This is a genomic window from Amycolatopsis tucumanensis (assembly GCF_021654135.1).
In the GTDB taxonomy this organism is placed as follows: Bacteria; Actinomycetota; Actinomycetes; order Mycobacteriales; family Pseudonocardiaceae; genus Amycolatopsis_E; species Amycolatopsis_E tucumanensis.
Genome location: NZ_JAKGSD010000069.1, coordinates 25,142 through 37,923, shown reverse-complemented (window position 1 = coordinate 37,923; position 12,782 = coordinate 25,142). Strand labels below are relative to the sequence as shown.

The following is a 12,782-nucleotide window of genomic DNA, read 5'->3' as shown; positions in this document are numbered from 1 at the left end:
CCACCGAGGGCATCCAGCGCGGGCACATGTCGCTGCACGCCCGCAACATCGCCACGACCGTCGGCGCGACCGCCGCGGAGGTGCCCGCGGTCGTCGCGCGGCTGGTCGCCGACCGCAAGGTCCGTGCCGACCACGCCGAGAAGGTCCTCGCCGAGCTGCGGGCGAAGAGCCGGTCATGACCGTCGACCGGCTGCCCGGGCTGCCGTCCGCGGTGACGATCTGGGAAGTGGGCCCGCGCGACGGGCTGCAGAACGAGCCCGCGCTCGTGCCCGCCGCGGTGAAGGTCGAGCTGGTGGAACGGCTCGCCGACGCCGGGCACACCGTCATCGAGACCACCAGCCTGGTCCGCCCGGACCGGGTGCCGCAGCTGGCCGACGCCGAGGAGGTCCTGCGCCGCCTCGACCGCCGTCCCGGCGTGCGCTACCCGGTGCTGGTGCCCAACCAGCGCGGCCTGGCGCGGGCACTGGACCTCGGCGTCACCGACATCGCGGTGTTCGCCTCGGCTACCGAAGGCTTCGCCAGGGCCAACCTCAACCGGTCCGTCGGCGAGTCGCTGGAGGTGTTCGCGCCGGTCGTGGCCCGTGCTCGCGAGGCCGGGCTGAACGTGCGCGGCTACCTGTCGATGTGCTGGGGCGACCCGTGGCAGGGCGAAGTCCCGCTGCCCCAGGTGATCGCGGTCGCCACCCGGCTGTTCCACCTGGGCTGCACCGAGCTCAGCCTCGGCGACACGATCGGCGTCGCCACGCCGGGCCGCGTCGTCGCGCTGCTCGACGGGCTCGTCGCCGCGGGCGTCCCGCTCGGGCGGATCGCGGTGCACTTCCACGACACCTACGGGCAGGCGCTGGCGAACACCCTCGCCGCCCTGCAGCGCGGCGTCACCACCGTCGACGCCTCGGCGGGCGGCCTCGGCGGCTGCCCGTTCGCCAAGAGCGCCACCGGCAACCTCGCCACCGAGGACCTGCTGTGGCAGCTCGACGGGCTCGGCATCCACACCGGTGTCGACCTGACCAAACTCGCCGAAACCAGCGCCTGGCTCGCCGGGCACCTGGGCCGGCCCAGCCCGTCCCGCACCCTGCGCGCGCTCACCGGCGCCTGACCCAACGGAGAAAGCCTTGGCACTCAACGACGAGAAGCCCTACGTCGTCGTCTGGAACGACGCCGTCGACCTGCGGCACCTGGCCGCGTCCATCGTGATCTGCGTGGCCGCCGGCCTGCCGGTCTTCCTCGGCGCGAAGGCGCTGTTCGGCGCACTGGTCGACACGCCGTCGCTGGCCGGCGGTTACGCGCTGCTGGCCGGGCTGGCCGCGTGCGTGCTCGGCGCGGCCGTGTGCGCCCGGCTGTTCCGCCCGAAGCGGACGTTCGGCGCCGAGCAGGCCGCGGACCGGGAAGCCGCCATCGCCGAGCTGGAGCGCATGGGCGGCACCGCCGAGTCCTTCGCCGGGCTGCCGCCGCGCGTGCGGGCCGAAATGACCGAGCTCGGCCTGGTCCGGGAGACCGCGCAGGAGGTGCGGGCATGACCCCGGACCTGTTGTGGGCCCTGGGCATGGGCCTGCTCGGCGCCGTCGTCTTCGCGGCGATCGGACTGGTCTCCGGCACCGACGAGACCTCCACCCTCGCGCCGGTCACGCTGCTCGTCGTGCTGCTCGGCGTGCCGCCGGCCGGGGTGCTGACGTTCTTCATCGCCGGAGCGGTCAGCAAGCACATGACCCACGCGATCCCCACCACGCTGCTGGGCATCCCGGGCGACACGACCGCGGTGCCGCTGCTCGACGACGCGACCGCCTTGCGCCGCCTCGGCGCCCCGCACATCGCGCTGCGCAAGGCACTGGCGGGCGGGCTCGTCGCCGCGCTGATCGCGGTGCCGGTCGCGGTCGGCGTGGCGTCCCTGCTCGCCCCGCTGGCCGGCCCGATCAAGACGGTGGCGCCGTTCGTGTTCGGCGCGGCCGCGATCTTCGTCGGCTACTTCTCGCCGGGCCGGTGGGCCAGCGTCGCCGCGATCGTGCCGTTCGCGCTGCTGGTGACCGGGCTCAACACGGTCGCCACCGACCAGCTCGACAAGAGCCTGTCGATCAGCTTCTTCCTCGGCATCGCGATCGGCCCGCTCGTGGTGGACCTGCTGATCGCGTCGTCCCGCAGCGGGCGGCGCACCCTGGAACGCACCGGGCCGCGCCCGTTCTGGCTCGCGCCGGACGGCGGCACCGGACGGCGGTGGATCCCCAACCCGCTGCGGGTCCTGGACGGCAGGCAGACGGCGGCGACGGCCGCCGCGGCCGGGGTCACCTCGACCACGTTCATGCTCAGCCCGGTCGCCGCGACCGTGCTCGCCGGCGAGATCACCGGGTCCCGGATCAAGCACCCGTACCGCAGGCTGACCACGCTGATGGCGGTCAAGAACGGCACAACGGAGTCGACCTACCTGGCCGAGACGCTCATCCCGCTCGTCGCGTTCGGCCTGCCGCTGAGCCCGGTCGCCGCTGGTCCCGCGGCCGCGTTGTTCAACGCGCCGCCGGTCTACACGGTCAAGGGCCCGGACGGGGGCGTGCACAACCTGCACACCCTGCTCAGCTCGTGGCAGTTCCTGGTGTTCAGCCTGATCGGCGTGGTCATCGCCGGGCTGGTCGTGTACCCGTTCGCGATGCGCTACGCGCGGGCCGCCAGCGGCTGGGTCGCGCGGCGGATCAGCCACGAGGCGCTGATCGGCGCGTTCGTGGCGCTGATCGCCGTGGTGGCCTGGTACGAGGGCGGGCCGATCGCGCTCGCGGTGAGCCTGACGGTCGGCGCGGTCGGCGGGCTGGCGAACCGGATGCTCGGCATGACCTCCGGCGTGCAGTTCATGGCCTACTACGTCGCCGTGCTGCTGGTGCCGATCGTGCTCGGCTGAGACGTGAAGTGCCCCGCCGCAGGGGCGGCGGGGCTCAGGAAGAGATCGCGGATGTTCCGGGTGTCGTCCCTCCTTTCGTCGCGGGCCAACGGGTTTTCACGAGCGCGGAGGCGAGCGCTGTCGCCGCCAGAGCTGGGAGGTCCGTGCGGCGCGGGCCGGACGACCGGCCGGTTCGGGGAGCGGCACCCGGGGCGGTTCCGGCCGCGGGCGCGAGGTTTCGCCGAAGTTGGCGTCGATGATCGCGGCGAACTCGTCCCGCAGCCAGTCCGGGTCGTCGCACACCAGGTCGGCGAACCCGAGCTGCTCCAGCACGTCCGGCATCGCGAATCACTCCCGGGGGAGGTCCTGCGTCCACACCGCTGACAGTCATATGTGTAGCTCGGACTGTAGATTCAGTCAAGTCCCCGATCCAGGTTTGACCTGGAGCGCGCTCCAGCACCTAGCGTCGCCGCCATGACCACGGCACAGCACCCCATCGGATCCGGCTTCGGCGCGTCGACCACCGCCTCGGAGGTCCTGCGCGGGATCGACCTCTCCGGCAGGCTCGCGATCGTCACCGGCGGCTACTCCGGACTCGGCCTGGAGACCACCCGCGCGCTGGCAGGCGCGGGCGCGCACGTCGTCGTCCCGGCCCGCAGGCCGGACGCGGCCAAGGCGGCACTGGGCGACCTGGCCGAGGTCGACGAGCTGGACCTGGGCGACCTGGACAGCGTGCGGGACTTCGCCGGGCGGTTCCTGGCCTCCGGCCGGCGCATCGACGTCGTGATCGACAGCGCCGCGATCATGGCCTGCCCGGAGACACGCGTCGGCCCCGGCTGGGAGGCGCAGTTCGCCACCAACCACCTCGGCCACTTCGCGCTGGTGAACCGCCTGTGGCCGGCGATCGCGCCGGGCGCGCGGATCGTGTCGGTGTCCTCGCGCGGCCACCACTTCTCCGGCATCCGCTGGGACGACCTGTGGTTCGAGCGCGGGTACGACAAGTGGCAGGCCTACGGGCAGGCGAAGACCGCGAACGCGTTGTTCGCGGTGCACCTGGACGAGCTGGGGAAGCCGTCGGGTGTGCGGGCGTTCTCGGTGCACCCGGGCAGCATCCTGACCCCGCTGCAACGGCACATCCCGCTCGCGGAGCAGATCGCGAACGGCTGGGTCGACGAGAACGGCACCCCGGTCGCCGACTGGTTCAAGACCCCCGAGCAGGGCGCCGCGACGCAGGTGTGGGCCGCGACCTCCCCGGCACTGGCCGGGATGGGCGGCGTGTACTGCGAGGACTGCGACATCGCCGGGCCCGCCTCGGGTGAGCCGCTCCCGTCCGGCCCTGGCCGCCCGGCGATGTTCCTCGGCGTCCGCGACTACGCCACCGACCCGGAGCAGGCCGCGCGCCTGTGGGCGCTGTCCGCGGAGCTGACCGGGGTGAACGCCTTCGCGTAGGTGGAACCCGGGGCCCGGCCGCCCCGTCGACGGCCGGGCCCCGGAAGCGTCACGACAGGTGGTGCACCTCCTGCAGCCCGTACACCGGCGTCGGAATGCCCTCGTACCGGGCCTTCAGCTGCAGCGCCAGGTACAGCGAGTAGTGCCGCGACTGGTGCAGGTTCCCGCCGTGGAACCACAACCCCGGCTGCTGGGTCGGCTTCCACATGTTCCGCTGCTCGCCCTCCCACGGGCCGGGGTCCTTCGTCGTTCCCGAGCCCAGCCCCCAGCACTTGCCGACCCGGTCGGCCATCTCCTGCCCGGCGATGTCGGCGACCCACCCGTTCATCGATCCGTACCCGGTCGCGTACACCACCAGGTCGGCCTCCAGTTCGGTGCCGTCGGCGAGCACCACGGCGTTGCGCGTCAGGTGGTCGACCTGGCCGCGCACCAGTTTGATGTCGCCGTTCGCGACGAGCTCGGAGGCGCCGACGTCGATGTAGTAGCCGGAACCGCGCCGCAGGTACTTCATGAACAGACCGGACCCGTCGTCGCCCCAGTCGTGCAGGAAACCGGCCTTCTCCAGGCGGTCGTAGAAGTCCGCGTCGCGCTGCTTGATCTGCTGGTACACCGGGATCTGGAACTGGTGCATGATCCGGTAGGGCAGCGACGCGAACACCATGTCGGCCTTGTCGGTGGTCATGCCGCCGGCCACCGCGCGCTCGGAGTACAGGTCGCCGAGGCCGATCTCCATCAGCGAGTCCGACTTCACCACGTGCGTGGAGGACCGCTGCACCATCGTGACGTCCGCGCCGTGCTCCCACAGCGCCGCGCAGATGTCGTGCGCGGAGTTGTTCGAGCCGACCACCACGGCCTTCTTGCCCGCGTAGGCGTCCGGGCCCGGGTGCTGCGAAGAGTGGTGCTGGTCGCCCTCGAAGACATCCATCCCGGGGAACGAGGGGATGTTCGGCTTGCCCGACATGCCGGTGGCGAACACGAGCTGTTTCGGCGTCAGCACCACGGTTTCACCCGCACGGTCGACGGTGACCGTCCACTGTGCCGTGTCCTCGTCGTAGGACGCGGACTTCACCTCCGACCGCGTCCAGTACGGCACGTCCATCACGCGGGTGTACATCTCCAGCCAGTCCGCGATCTTGTCCTTCGGCGCGAACACCGGCCAGTTCTCCGGGAACGGCAGGTAGGGCAGGTGGTCGTACCAGACCGGGTCGTGCAGGCACAGGCTCTTGTAGCGCTTGCGCCACTGGTCGCCGGGACGTTCGTGGCGGTCCACGACCAGCGCCGGCACCCCGAGCTGCCGCAGCCGCGCGCCGAGGGCGATGCCGCCCTGCCCGCCGCCGATCACCACCACGTAGGGCTGGCGCTCGTACCCGAGCTCCTTCTTCTCCAGCTCGCGTTCCTCGGCCCACACCCGGCGTCCCCGGATGACGCCGTGCCGCACACCCTTCGGGCGGCGTTCGCGTTGCGGTTCCTCGAAGCCCTTCAGCTCGCGCAGGCTGGTCAGGAACGTCCAGGCGCCCTCGTCGGTGAGCCGGAGGTGGCCCTTGCCGCGGCCGGTGGCGGTCTCGAACTCCAGCCACGCCTCGACGACCCCGTCGGCCTCGGTCGGGGTCTCGGTGGTGCGGAAACCGGACGGATCCGTGCCGTCCAGGCAGGCGGACAGCATGTCGGCGACGCCTTCGCGGCCTTCGACGGTCTTGATGTTCCAGGTGAACGCCACCAGGTCGCGCCAGAAGCTGTCGACCGCGAACATGCCCGCCGCCGCCTCGACGTCGCGGGCGGCCAGCGCGGCTTCGAACCGCTCCAGCCAGGCGTCGACGCGCGCCTGCGGCGACCGCGCCGGCGCCTCCCGGTCGATCGTCTGTGTCATCGCCACTCCTCCTCGCCGTTGGGGATGTAACTCCGATCACAGCCCGCCGGTCGGGTGACCGGCAACGGTTGCAGCGAATTGCACGCCTTGGCGAGCGCGTGAGCGGCACCTATGCTCGATCGTCGACGCAGTGGTGCGGAGGTGGACCGTGAGCGTGCCCGGCGCAGTCCCGCCTGGCTGCAGCCTGCCCGCCTACGCCCGCGACCTGGTCCGCATGCACGACGCCGTGATCGCGGGCGGCCGTCCGCCGCTGCGCCCGCGCGACGTCGTGTCCCGGTCCTGGGAACGGGTCATCGGGCTCGGGCTGAAGGCCGACGGGCTCAACACCCGCGACTGGCTGAGCGAGGACGAGCTGGCCAGGCGCCGGGAGAACTCGCCGCTGCGGGACGCGGTCGGCGACCTCAAGCAGGTGCTCGGCGGGATGCCGCACGTGCTGCTGGTCGTCACCGACGCCGACGGCGTCATCCTGTGGCGCGAGGGCACGTCCCGGGTCCGCCGCCGCGCCGACGACCTCGGGTTCTTCGAGGGCGCGGAGTGGACCGAGGAGCGCGTCGGCACCAACGCGATCGGCACCGCGCTGGCCGAGGCCGCCCCGGTCGAACTGCTCGCGGGCGAGCACTTCGAGCAGAACCAGCACCCGTGGTACTGCACGGCGTCGCCGGTGCACGACCCGCGCACCGGGGAGCTGCTCGGGGTGATCGACGTGAGCGGCCCCGCGCTGACGCTGCACCCGGCCATCGGGGCGCTGGTGGAGACCGGCCGCAGGCTCACCGAGGCGCAGATCTGGCGCTGGCACCAGCGGCGGCTCGACCGGTTGCGCCAGGTGGGCGAGCCACTGCTGGCCACCGGGCCCGCCCTGCTGGTCGACGACCACGGCTGGGTCGCGGCGGGCGCCGGGGTGTCGGTGGGCGACCGCATCGCCGCGCCGTCCGCGGGCGAGCCGATCGCGGTGCCCGGGCTCGGCGCGTGCCTGCCCGAACGGCTGGCCGAGGGCTGGCTGATCCGCCCGGCCGGACCCGACCGGCGGGTGACGCTCGACCTCGACCTCACGCACACCCCGCTGCTGACGCTTCAGGGCGGCGACACCGGCTGGCGGCGCAAGGTGACCCGCCGCCACGCGGAGATCCTCGTGCTGCTGCACCGCGCCGGGCCGGCCGGGCTGTCGGCGGAGGCGCTGAGCCGCGCGCTGTACGGCGACGCCGAGCACGTCGTCACGGTGCGCGCGGAGGTCTCGCGCCTGCGGCGGCTGCTGGGCGCGCTGGTGGACACGCGCCCGTACCGGCTGGCCGATGGTGTGCGCATGACGGTGCGCTGAAGACCGATTCCTTTCCGGCCGCCCGCGAGTCGGTACCGGTATGACACTGCCCGAAACCGTCCGCCGCCTCGTCGGCGAACCGCACTTCGCGATCGTCTCGACCAGCAACCCCGACGGCCGTCCCCAGTCGTCGGTCGTCTTCGTCAAGTGCGAGGACGACGGCACGATCGTGTTCAGCACGCTCCGCGGCCGCCGCAAGACCCGCAACCTGGAGCGCGATCCGCGGCTCAGCCTGCTCGTGGTGTCCAGGGTGACCGGCCACTACGCGGAGGTGCGCGGCCGGGTGGAGATCACCGCCGATCCGGGGAAGGAACTGCCGGTGGTCATGTACCGGCTGTACATGGGCGGGCAGGAGCCGCCGCCGGAGCCGGACGCCGAGCGCGTGGTGGTGCGGATCTTTCCGGAGAAGGTGAACCTCTTCCCGCCGGCCGAGGTGAGGCAGAGTGCTTGACGTGGGAACCACCGAGGGCGGCTTCGCCCGTGTGGCGGAGCCGTTCCGCGCCGAGTTGCTGGCGCACTGCTACCGGATGCTCGGCTCGCTCGACGATGCCGAGGACCTGGTGCAGGAGACGTACCTGCGTGCGTGGCGGTCGTTCGGCGCGTTCGAGGGGCGGGCGTCGGTGCGCACCTGGCTGTACCGGATCGCGACGAACGTGTGCCTGACGGCGTTGCGCGGCCGGGGGCGGCGGGTGCTGCCGTCCGGGCTGGCGCCGCCGTCGGACGACCCGGCCGCGCCGCCCGGCGAGGCGCCGGGAGTGGCGTGGCTGCAGCCGATCCCGGTGGACCCCGCGGCGGCGGCCGAGTCGCGGGAGGGCGTGCGGCTGGCGCTGATCGCGAGCCTGCAGGTGCTGCCACCGCGGCAGCGGGCGGTGCTGATCATGCGGGACGTGCTGGCGTTCCCGGCCGCCGAGGTCGCCGGGATGCTCGGGCTGACCGTCGCGGCGGTGAAGAGCGCGTTGCAACGGGCCCGGGCGAGCCTGGCGGAGGTGGCCGCGCCGGAGGAGCTGGCGGAGCCGTCCGCGCCCGAGGCACGCGCGTTGCTGGAGCAGTACATGGCGGCGTTCGAGAAGTCCGATGTCGCGCTGCTGGAACGCGCGCTGCGCCAGGACGCCGCGCTGGAGGTGGTCGGCTCGCCGACGTGGTTCGCCGGCCGCCGCACCTGCCTGCCGTTCCTCAGGACTCCCGCCGTGATCGGCAAGCCGGGCGAGTGGCGCATGCTGCCGACGACGGCGAACGACCAGCCGGCGGCGGTGACGTACCGCCTCACCGACGGCGCGCACCGCGCGTTCGGCCTCGCGGTCCTCACGGTGACCCCCACGGGCATCGCGAAGATCACCGTCTTCGGCGAGCCGACACTGGTGCGGCGGTTCGGCTTCCCGGATGTCCTCCCGCCGCGAGCCCGTTCGTCGGCACACTGAAACCCCGGTGAAGGAGGACGGCATGCAGACGGTGACTTCGGCGGACGGGACTCGCATCGCCTACGAGCGGGACGGCAGCGGGCCGCTCGTCGTGTTCCTCGGCGGCGCCTTCAACGACCGCACGGCGTGCGCTCCCGTCGCGGCGGTGTTGCGCGACCGGTACACCGTCGTGTGCGTCGACCGGCGGGGGCGCGGGGACAGCGACGACGCCATTCCGCCGCATCAGGCCGCGACCTACCGGGTCGAGCGCGAGGTCGAGGACCTGAACGCCGTGCTCGCGGCCGAGGGCGGGCCTGCCGCGGTGTTCGGCTTCTCCTCAGGTGGCATCCTCGCGCTGCACGCCGCGGCCGCCGGTGCGGCGATCACCCGCGTCGCGCTCTACGAGCCGCCGTTCGCGCTCGGCGGTCTGGCCGGCTCGGCCCGGGACCTGGCGGGGAAGCTCGCCGCGCTGATCGGCGACGGCAGGCGCGGTGACGCGGTCGCGACGATGCAGATCGAGGGCATCGGGCTGCCGCCGGAGGCGGTCGAGCAGATCCGGCGCTCCCCGATGTGGCCGCAGCTGGAGGCCGTCGCGCAGAGCCTGGTCTACGACGCCACGCTCACCGCCGCGCCGAACCTGCCCACCGCGGCCATGCGTGCTCTCGACCTGGACGTCCTCGTCCTCAGCGGCAGCGAGACTTGGCCCGGCCTGCGCGAAGCCGCCCGGGCGCTGCCCGAGCATCTCGCCCGGGCGAGGTACGCCGAGGTCCCCGGCGGCGCCGGGCACGGCATCCCCGCCGAGGCGACGGCGAAGGTGCTCGACGAGTTCCTCGGCGGAAAATGACGCGCCCCGCCGCGCGGCCCCGCGCTACGGTCCCGCCCATGGACGACGGCTACTTCGGCGAGGACGTCGCCGCGACGTACGACCAGTCGGAGGGCCCGGAGTTCGAGTCCGCCGCGGTCGAGTCGGCCGCCGGGTTCGTGGCCGGGCTCGCCGGCGACGGCGCGGCCCTCGAACTGGGCATCGGCACCGGCCGGATCGCGCTGCCGCTCGCCGCGCGTGGCGTGCCGGTGCACGGCATCGACCTCTCCCGCGCCATGGTGGCCCGCCTGCGCGCGAAGCCGGGTGGCGACGCGGTCGGCGTGACGATCGGCGACTTCGCCACGACCAGGGTGCCGGGGGAGTTCTCGGTCGCCTACCTGGTCTTCAACACGATCATGAACCTGACCACCCAGACCGACCAGGTCGCGTGCTTCCGCAACGCCGCGGCGCACCTCCGGCCGGGCGGGTGTTTCGTGATCGAGGTCGGGGTGCCCGCGCTGCGGCAGCTGCCGCCCGGCCAGACGGTCGTGCCGTTCCACGTCGGCGCGTCGAGCTGGGCCTACGACGTGTACGACGTGGCCACGCAGGCGATGAGCTCCAACTACGTCGACGTGACCGGCGGCCGCGGCGCCTTCCGGTCGATCCCGTTCCGCTACGTCTGGCCCTCGGAGCTCGACCTGATGGCCGAGCTGGCCGGGATGCGCCTGCGGGAGCGGTGGGCGGACTGGGCGCGCGAGCCGTTCACCGGGGAGAGCCGCAAGCACGTCTCGGTCTGGCAGAAGCTCTGACCTCACTCCCCGCGCATCGAGCGGCGGATCTCCTCCAGCTTGTCGCGTGCGGCGCGGTCGCGGTCGGCCATCTTCTCGTCGAACGAGGCCGCCTCCGGGGTCTCCCCGGCCAGTTCGGTCGAGCCGAGGGCCGTCGCGTAGCGGTTCTCGATGCGGTCGCGCACGAAGTCGAAGCTCGGCACACCGGATTCGGTGTAGTCGCCCTCGGGCGTGGTCTCGTCGGGCATGGCGCCCCCTCTCTGGTCCCTGCCCATTGTGCCCCTCAGAAGACGAGCTGCTTCGCGATCTGCGCCGCGGCGTGCCGCAGCATGGTCCTCAGCTCCAGCTCACGCGGCGAAACGCCGGCGCCCGGATCGGGGTTGAACCGGAACAGGGGACCGGTGAGCGCAAGGCTGCACAGCACGCGGCCGGTCGCGCGCGGGATGGGCACCGCGAGCGCGGCCAGGCCCTCCTCGGACTCGCCGGTGTTGCGCCCGAAGCCCTCGGCCCGCACGCGCGCCAGCTCCGCGCGGAGTGCGGTGCGGGTGTGCAGGCCGGCGTCGGTCGCGCCGGTCAGTTCCTCGTCCGGGTACAGCCCGGTCAGCTCGTCGTCGGTGAGTTCGGCGAGCAGCACCTTGCCCGCGGCGGACGCGTGCGCCGGCATGCTCAGGCCGACCCGGCTCGCGACGCGCATCAGCAGCGGCGATTCGACGGCGGCGACGAACTTCACCCGCGCGCCGGCCAGCACCGAGATGTGCACGGTCTCCCGCGATTCGTCGCGCAGCTGCTGCATGAACGGGTACGCGATTTCCAGGCAGTGCTCGACCGCCTGCGTCTCGCTGGACATGGTCATCGACGGGCCGATGCGGTAGCGGCGGCCGCCGTGGGTCTGTTCGGCGAAGCCGTGTTGCTGCAAGGTGGTCAGCAGGCGGTGCGCCGTGGACGGACCGACACCGAGGTGCCGCGCCGCGTCCGTCACCCCGACGTCCGCTTGGGCGCGCAGCAGCAGCACGAGGCGCAAGGCGTTCGAGACGGACTGCAGTGTTTGTGAATTTTCCCCCATAGAGGAACGCTACCACGGTTATTCCGGGTTTCGCGGTCTGTCTATTGTGGACCTCTGGGGTCCCCGGAACGTGGGGGCCGGAAATTGTCGGTGGTGCCGGTTAGCCTCCGCGCATGCTGGATCATCTCGGAGTTCAGGTGGCCGACGTCGAGGCGTCCGCCGCCCTGTATCAGCGCGTGTTCGGGCCGATCGGGTTGCGGGAGGCGATGCGTTTTCCCGCGGGCGACAGTGTGGTGGTGGGGATGGCCGGGCCGGACGGCAATCCCGACTTCTGGCTGAGTTCCGCGGGCGGCGCGGAAACCCGCGAGCTGCACGTGGCCTTCCGCGCGCCCGGACGGGACGCGGTCGACGCCGTGCACGCCGCGGCCGTCGAGGCGGGTGTCGAGGTGCTGCACGCGCCCCGCGAGTGGCCCGAGTACCACCCGGGCTACTACGCGGTGTTCCTGCGCGACCCCGACGGGCACAACGTGGAGGCGGTGCACCACGGCTGACGGTCACCCCGCGATCGCGACCGCGAGCAGCGCGCCGATCGGTGGCAGGGCCTGCGCGGCCACCCCGCCGAGCCCGGCGCCCTTCTCGCGGCCGAGCGCCATCCGGTCGGAAACGAGCAGCACGAGGGAGGAGAGGATCATGAAGCCACACGTGTAGTACACGAGCGCGCGCCCGGCCTCGGCCTGGCCGGTGTTGACGGCGATGAGCCCGATGACCGTCCCGGCGGCGAGGAACAGGTTGTAGAAGCCCTGCCCGAACGACCACAACAGCACGGCGGGCACGTCTTCGCTGCGGATGCGGAAGACGCCCCAGTGCACCGCGGGCCGGCGGAAGAGCAGCGCCTCCCACACGAAGACGAGCACGTGCAACGCGGCGGCCACCCCGGCGAACACCTGAGCCACGACGTTCACGGCACCTCCCCGGTGGTGTTTGTCGTTCGGGTGGTGGTTGTCGTTCGGGTGGTGGTTGTCCGGGGGGTGGTTGTCCGGGGGGTGTTTGTCTGGGGGGTGTTTGTCTGGGCGGTGGTTGTCGCTCGGGCGGTGGTGCCGACGCGCGCGCTGCGCCGCCGCGGTGCGAGGGTTGCCGCGGTCCTGCGCCCGGCTGCCCAGCCGGGAACTGCGCCGCCCGGAGGCATCACGCGCCCGGTACGGGCACGGCTCGCGCGGCCGGAGAACGCGCGCCTGCCGCTCACAGCCAGTCCTGGCGCGGGATGTGCGTGGCAGGACGGTGCCGGAGTGCCGGTGGCAGTG

Annotated in this window: 15 protein-coding genes; 10 read left to right on the top strand and 5 right to left on the bottom strand. The window is 72.8% G+C overall.

Annotated elements, in window-relative coordinates:
* Window positions 1-175: 175 nt before the first annotated feature.
* The 3 genes from L2C96_RS39400 to L2C96_RS39390 are packed head-to-tail and all read left to right on the top strand — an operon-like array spanning window position 176 to window position 2,881.
* Window positions 176-1,096 carry a hydroxymethylglutaryl-CoA lyase gene (locus L2C96_RS39400; protein WP_237339729.1) on the top strand — a complete coding sequence of 307 codons (921 nt, stop codon included), beginning with the start codon at window positions 176-178 and terminating at the stop codon, window positions 1,094-1,096.
* 16 nt (window positions 1,097-1,112) lie between these two features.
* Window positions 1,113-1,517 carry a hypothetical protein gene (locus L2C96_RS39395; protein ID WP_020422636.1) on the top strand — a complete coding sequence of 135 codons (405 nt, stop codon included), beginning with the start codon at window positions 1,113-1,115 and terminating at the stop codon, window positions 1,515-1,517.
* Entirely contained in the window at window positions 1,514-2,881 is a 1,368-nt protein-coding gene (locus L2C96_RS39390) for a tripartite tricarboxylate transporter permease (RefSeq protein ID WP_237339728.1), read from the top strand. Before L2C96_RS39395 ends, L2C96_RS39390 begins: the two co-directional genes overlap by 4 nt.
* 96 nt (window positions 2,882-2,977) lie before the next feature.
* Here the strand turns inward: L2C96_RS39390 and L2C96_RS39385 are convergent, their stop codons facing one another.
* On the bottom strand, window positions 2,978-3,202 hold the full coding sequence (locus L2C96_RS39385; RefSeq protein WP_237339727.1) for a hypothetical protein: 225 nt from the start codon (window positions 3,200-3,202) through the stop codon (window positions 2,978-2,980).
* Window positions 3,203-3,334: 132 nt separating this feature from the next.
* Between L2C96_RS39385 and L2C96_RS39380 the strand changes: the two genes are divergently transcribed.
* On the top strand, window positions 3,335-4,309 hold the full coding sequence (locus L2C96_RS39380) for an SDR family NAD(P)-dependent oxidoreductase (RefSeq protein WP_237339726.1): 975 nt from the start codon (window positions 3,335-3,337) through the stop codon (window positions 4,307-4,309).
* 49 nt (window positions 4,310-4,358) lie between these two features.
* Here L2C96_RS39380 and L2C96_RS39375 read toward each other — a convergent pair whose 3' ends face one another.
* Window positions 4,359-6,176: an NAD(P)/FAD-dependent oxidoreductase gene (locus tag L2C96_RS39375; protein WP_237339725.1), complete on the bottom strand. Its 1,818-nt coding sequence runs from the start codon at window positions 6,174-6,176 to the stop codon at window positions 4,359-4,361.
* Between the two features lie 148 nt (window positions 6,177-6,324).
* Here L2C96_RS39375 and L2C96_RS39370 point away from each other — a divergent pair, with 148 nt between their 5' ends.
* Genes L2C96_RS39370 through L2C96_RS39350 form a run of 5 tightly spaced genes read left to right on the top strand, consistent with a single transcriptional unit; the run spans window position 6,325 to window position 10,499 of the window.
* Window positions 6,325-7,491, top strand: a complete 1,167-nt coding sequence (locus L2C96_RS39370; RefSeq protein WP_237339724.1) for a helix-turn-helix domain-containing protein — start codon at window positions 6,325-6,327, stop codon at window positions 7,489-7,491.
* 40 nt (window positions 7,492-7,531) lie between these two features.
* Window positions 7,532-7,942, top strand: a complete 411-nt coding sequence (locus L2C96_RS39365; protein WP_020422630.1) for a PPOX class F420-dependent oxidoreductase — start codon at window positions 7,532-7,534, stop codon at window positions 7,940-7,942.
* Window positions 7,935-8,909, top strand: coding sequence for an RNA polymerase subunit sigma-70 (locus tag L2C96_RS39360; RefSeq protein WP_237339723.1), 975 nt, complete (start codon window positions 7,935-7,937; stop codon window positions 8,907-8,909). Before L2C96_RS39365 ends, L2C96_RS39360 begins: the two co-directional genes overlap by 8 nt.
* Before the next feature lie 22 nt (window positions 8,910-8,931).
* Window positions 8,932-9,732 carry an alpha/beta fold hydrolase gene (locus L2C96_RS39355; RefSeq protein ID WP_237339722.1) on the top strand — a complete coding sequence of 267 codons (801 nt, stop codon included), beginning with the start codon at window positions 8,932-8,934 and terminating at the stop codon, window positions 9,730-9,732.
* Window positions 9,733-9,770: 38 nt separating this feature from the next.
* A complete protein-coding gene (locus L2C96_RS39350) occupies window positions 9,771-10,499 on the top strand; it encodes a class I SAM-dependent DNA methyltransferase (RefSeq protein WP_237339721.1) in 729 nt (242 codons plus the stop codon).
* A gap of 2 nt (window positions 10,500-10,501) precedes the next feature.
* Here the strand turns inward: L2C96_RS39350 and L2C96_RS39345 are convergent, their stop codons facing one another.
* Window positions 10,502-10,726 (bottom strand): hypothetical protein, encoded by a 225-nt coding sequence (locus L2C96_RS39345; protein WP_020422626.1) that lies wholly within the window; start codon window positions 10,724-10,726, stop codon window positions 10,502-10,504.
* Between the two features lie 35 nt (window positions 10,727-10,761).
* Window positions 10,762-11,541 (bottom strand): IclR family transcriptional regulator, encoded by a 780-nt coding sequence (locus tag L2C96_RS39340; protein ID WP_237339720.1) that lies wholly within the window; start codon window positions 11,539-11,541, stop codon window positions 10,762-10,764.
* Between the two features lie 113 nt (window positions 11,542-11,654).
* Between L2C96_RS39340 and L2C96_RS39335 the strand changes: the two genes are divergently transcribed.
* Complete coding sequence (locus L2C96_RS39335; protein WP_026153251.1) at window positions 11,655-12,032, top strand: VOC family protein; 378 nt, start codon at window positions 11,655-11,657, stop codon at window positions 12,030-12,032.
* A 3-nt stretch (window positions 12,033-12,035) separates the two neighbouring features.
* On the opposite strand, the gene L2C96_RS39330 is transcribed toward L2C96_RS39335, so the two are convergent.
* Window positions 12,036-12,443 carry a DUF1304 domain-containing protein gene (locus L2C96_RS39330; RefSeq protein WP_020422624.1) on the bottom strand — a complete coding sequence of 136 codons (408 nt, stop codon included), beginning with the start codon at window positions 12,441-12,443 and terminating at the stop codon, window positions 12,036-12,038.
* Between the last annotated feature and the right edge of the window lie 339 nt (window positions 12,444-12,782).

What these genes read in the sequence shown, in the direction of transcription:
- L2C96_RS39340 (WP_237339720.1), bottom strand. Translation starts at nt 11,541, where the DNA reads ATGGGGGAAAATTCACAAACACTGCAGTCCGTCTCGAACGCCTTGCGC.
- L2C96_RS39390 (WP_237339728.1), top strand. Translation starts at nt 1,514, where the DNA reads ATGACCCCGGACCTGTTGTGGGCCCTGGGCATGGGCCTGCTCGGCGCC.
- L2C96_RS39375 (WP_237339725.1), bottom strand. Translation starts at nt 6,176, where the DNA reads ATGACACAGACGATCGACCGGGAGGCGCCGGCGCGGTCGCCGCAGGCG.
- L2C96_RS39355 (WP_237339722.1), top strand. Translation starts at nt 8,932, where the DNA reads ATGCAGACGGTGACTTCGGCGGACGGGACTCGCATCGCCTACGAGCGG.
- L2C96_RS39400 (WP_237339729.1), top strand. Translation starts at nt 176, where the DNA reads ATGACCGTCGACCGGCTGCCCGGGCTGCCGTCCGCGGTGACGATCTGG.
- L2C96_RS39345 (WP_020422626.1), bottom strand. Translation starts at nt 10,726, where the DNA reads ATGCCCGACGAGACCACGCCCGAGGGCGACTACACCGAATCCGGTGTG.
- L2C96_RS39335 (WP_026153251.1), top strand. Translation starts at nt 11,655, where the DNA reads ATGCTGGATCATCTCGGAGTTCAGGTGGCCGACGTCGAGGCGTCCGCC.
- L2C96_RS39365 (WP_020422630.1), top strand. Translation starts at nt 7,532, where the DNA reads ATGACACTGCCCGAAACCGTCCGCCGCCTCGTCGGCGAACCGCACTTC.
- L2C96_RS39385 (WP_237339727.1), bottom strand. Translation starts at nt 3,202, where the DNA reads ATGCCGGACGTGCTGGAGCAGCTCGGGTTCGCCGACCTGGTGTGCGAC.
- L2C96_RS39380 (WP_237339726.1), top strand. Translation starts at nt 3,335, where the DNA reads ATGACCACGGCACAGCACCCCATCGGATCCGGCTTCGGCGCGTCGACC.
- L2C96_RS39350 (WP_237339721.1), top strand. Translation starts at nt 9,771, where the DNA reads ATGGACGACGGCTACTTCGGCGAGGACGTCGCCGCGACGTACGACCAG.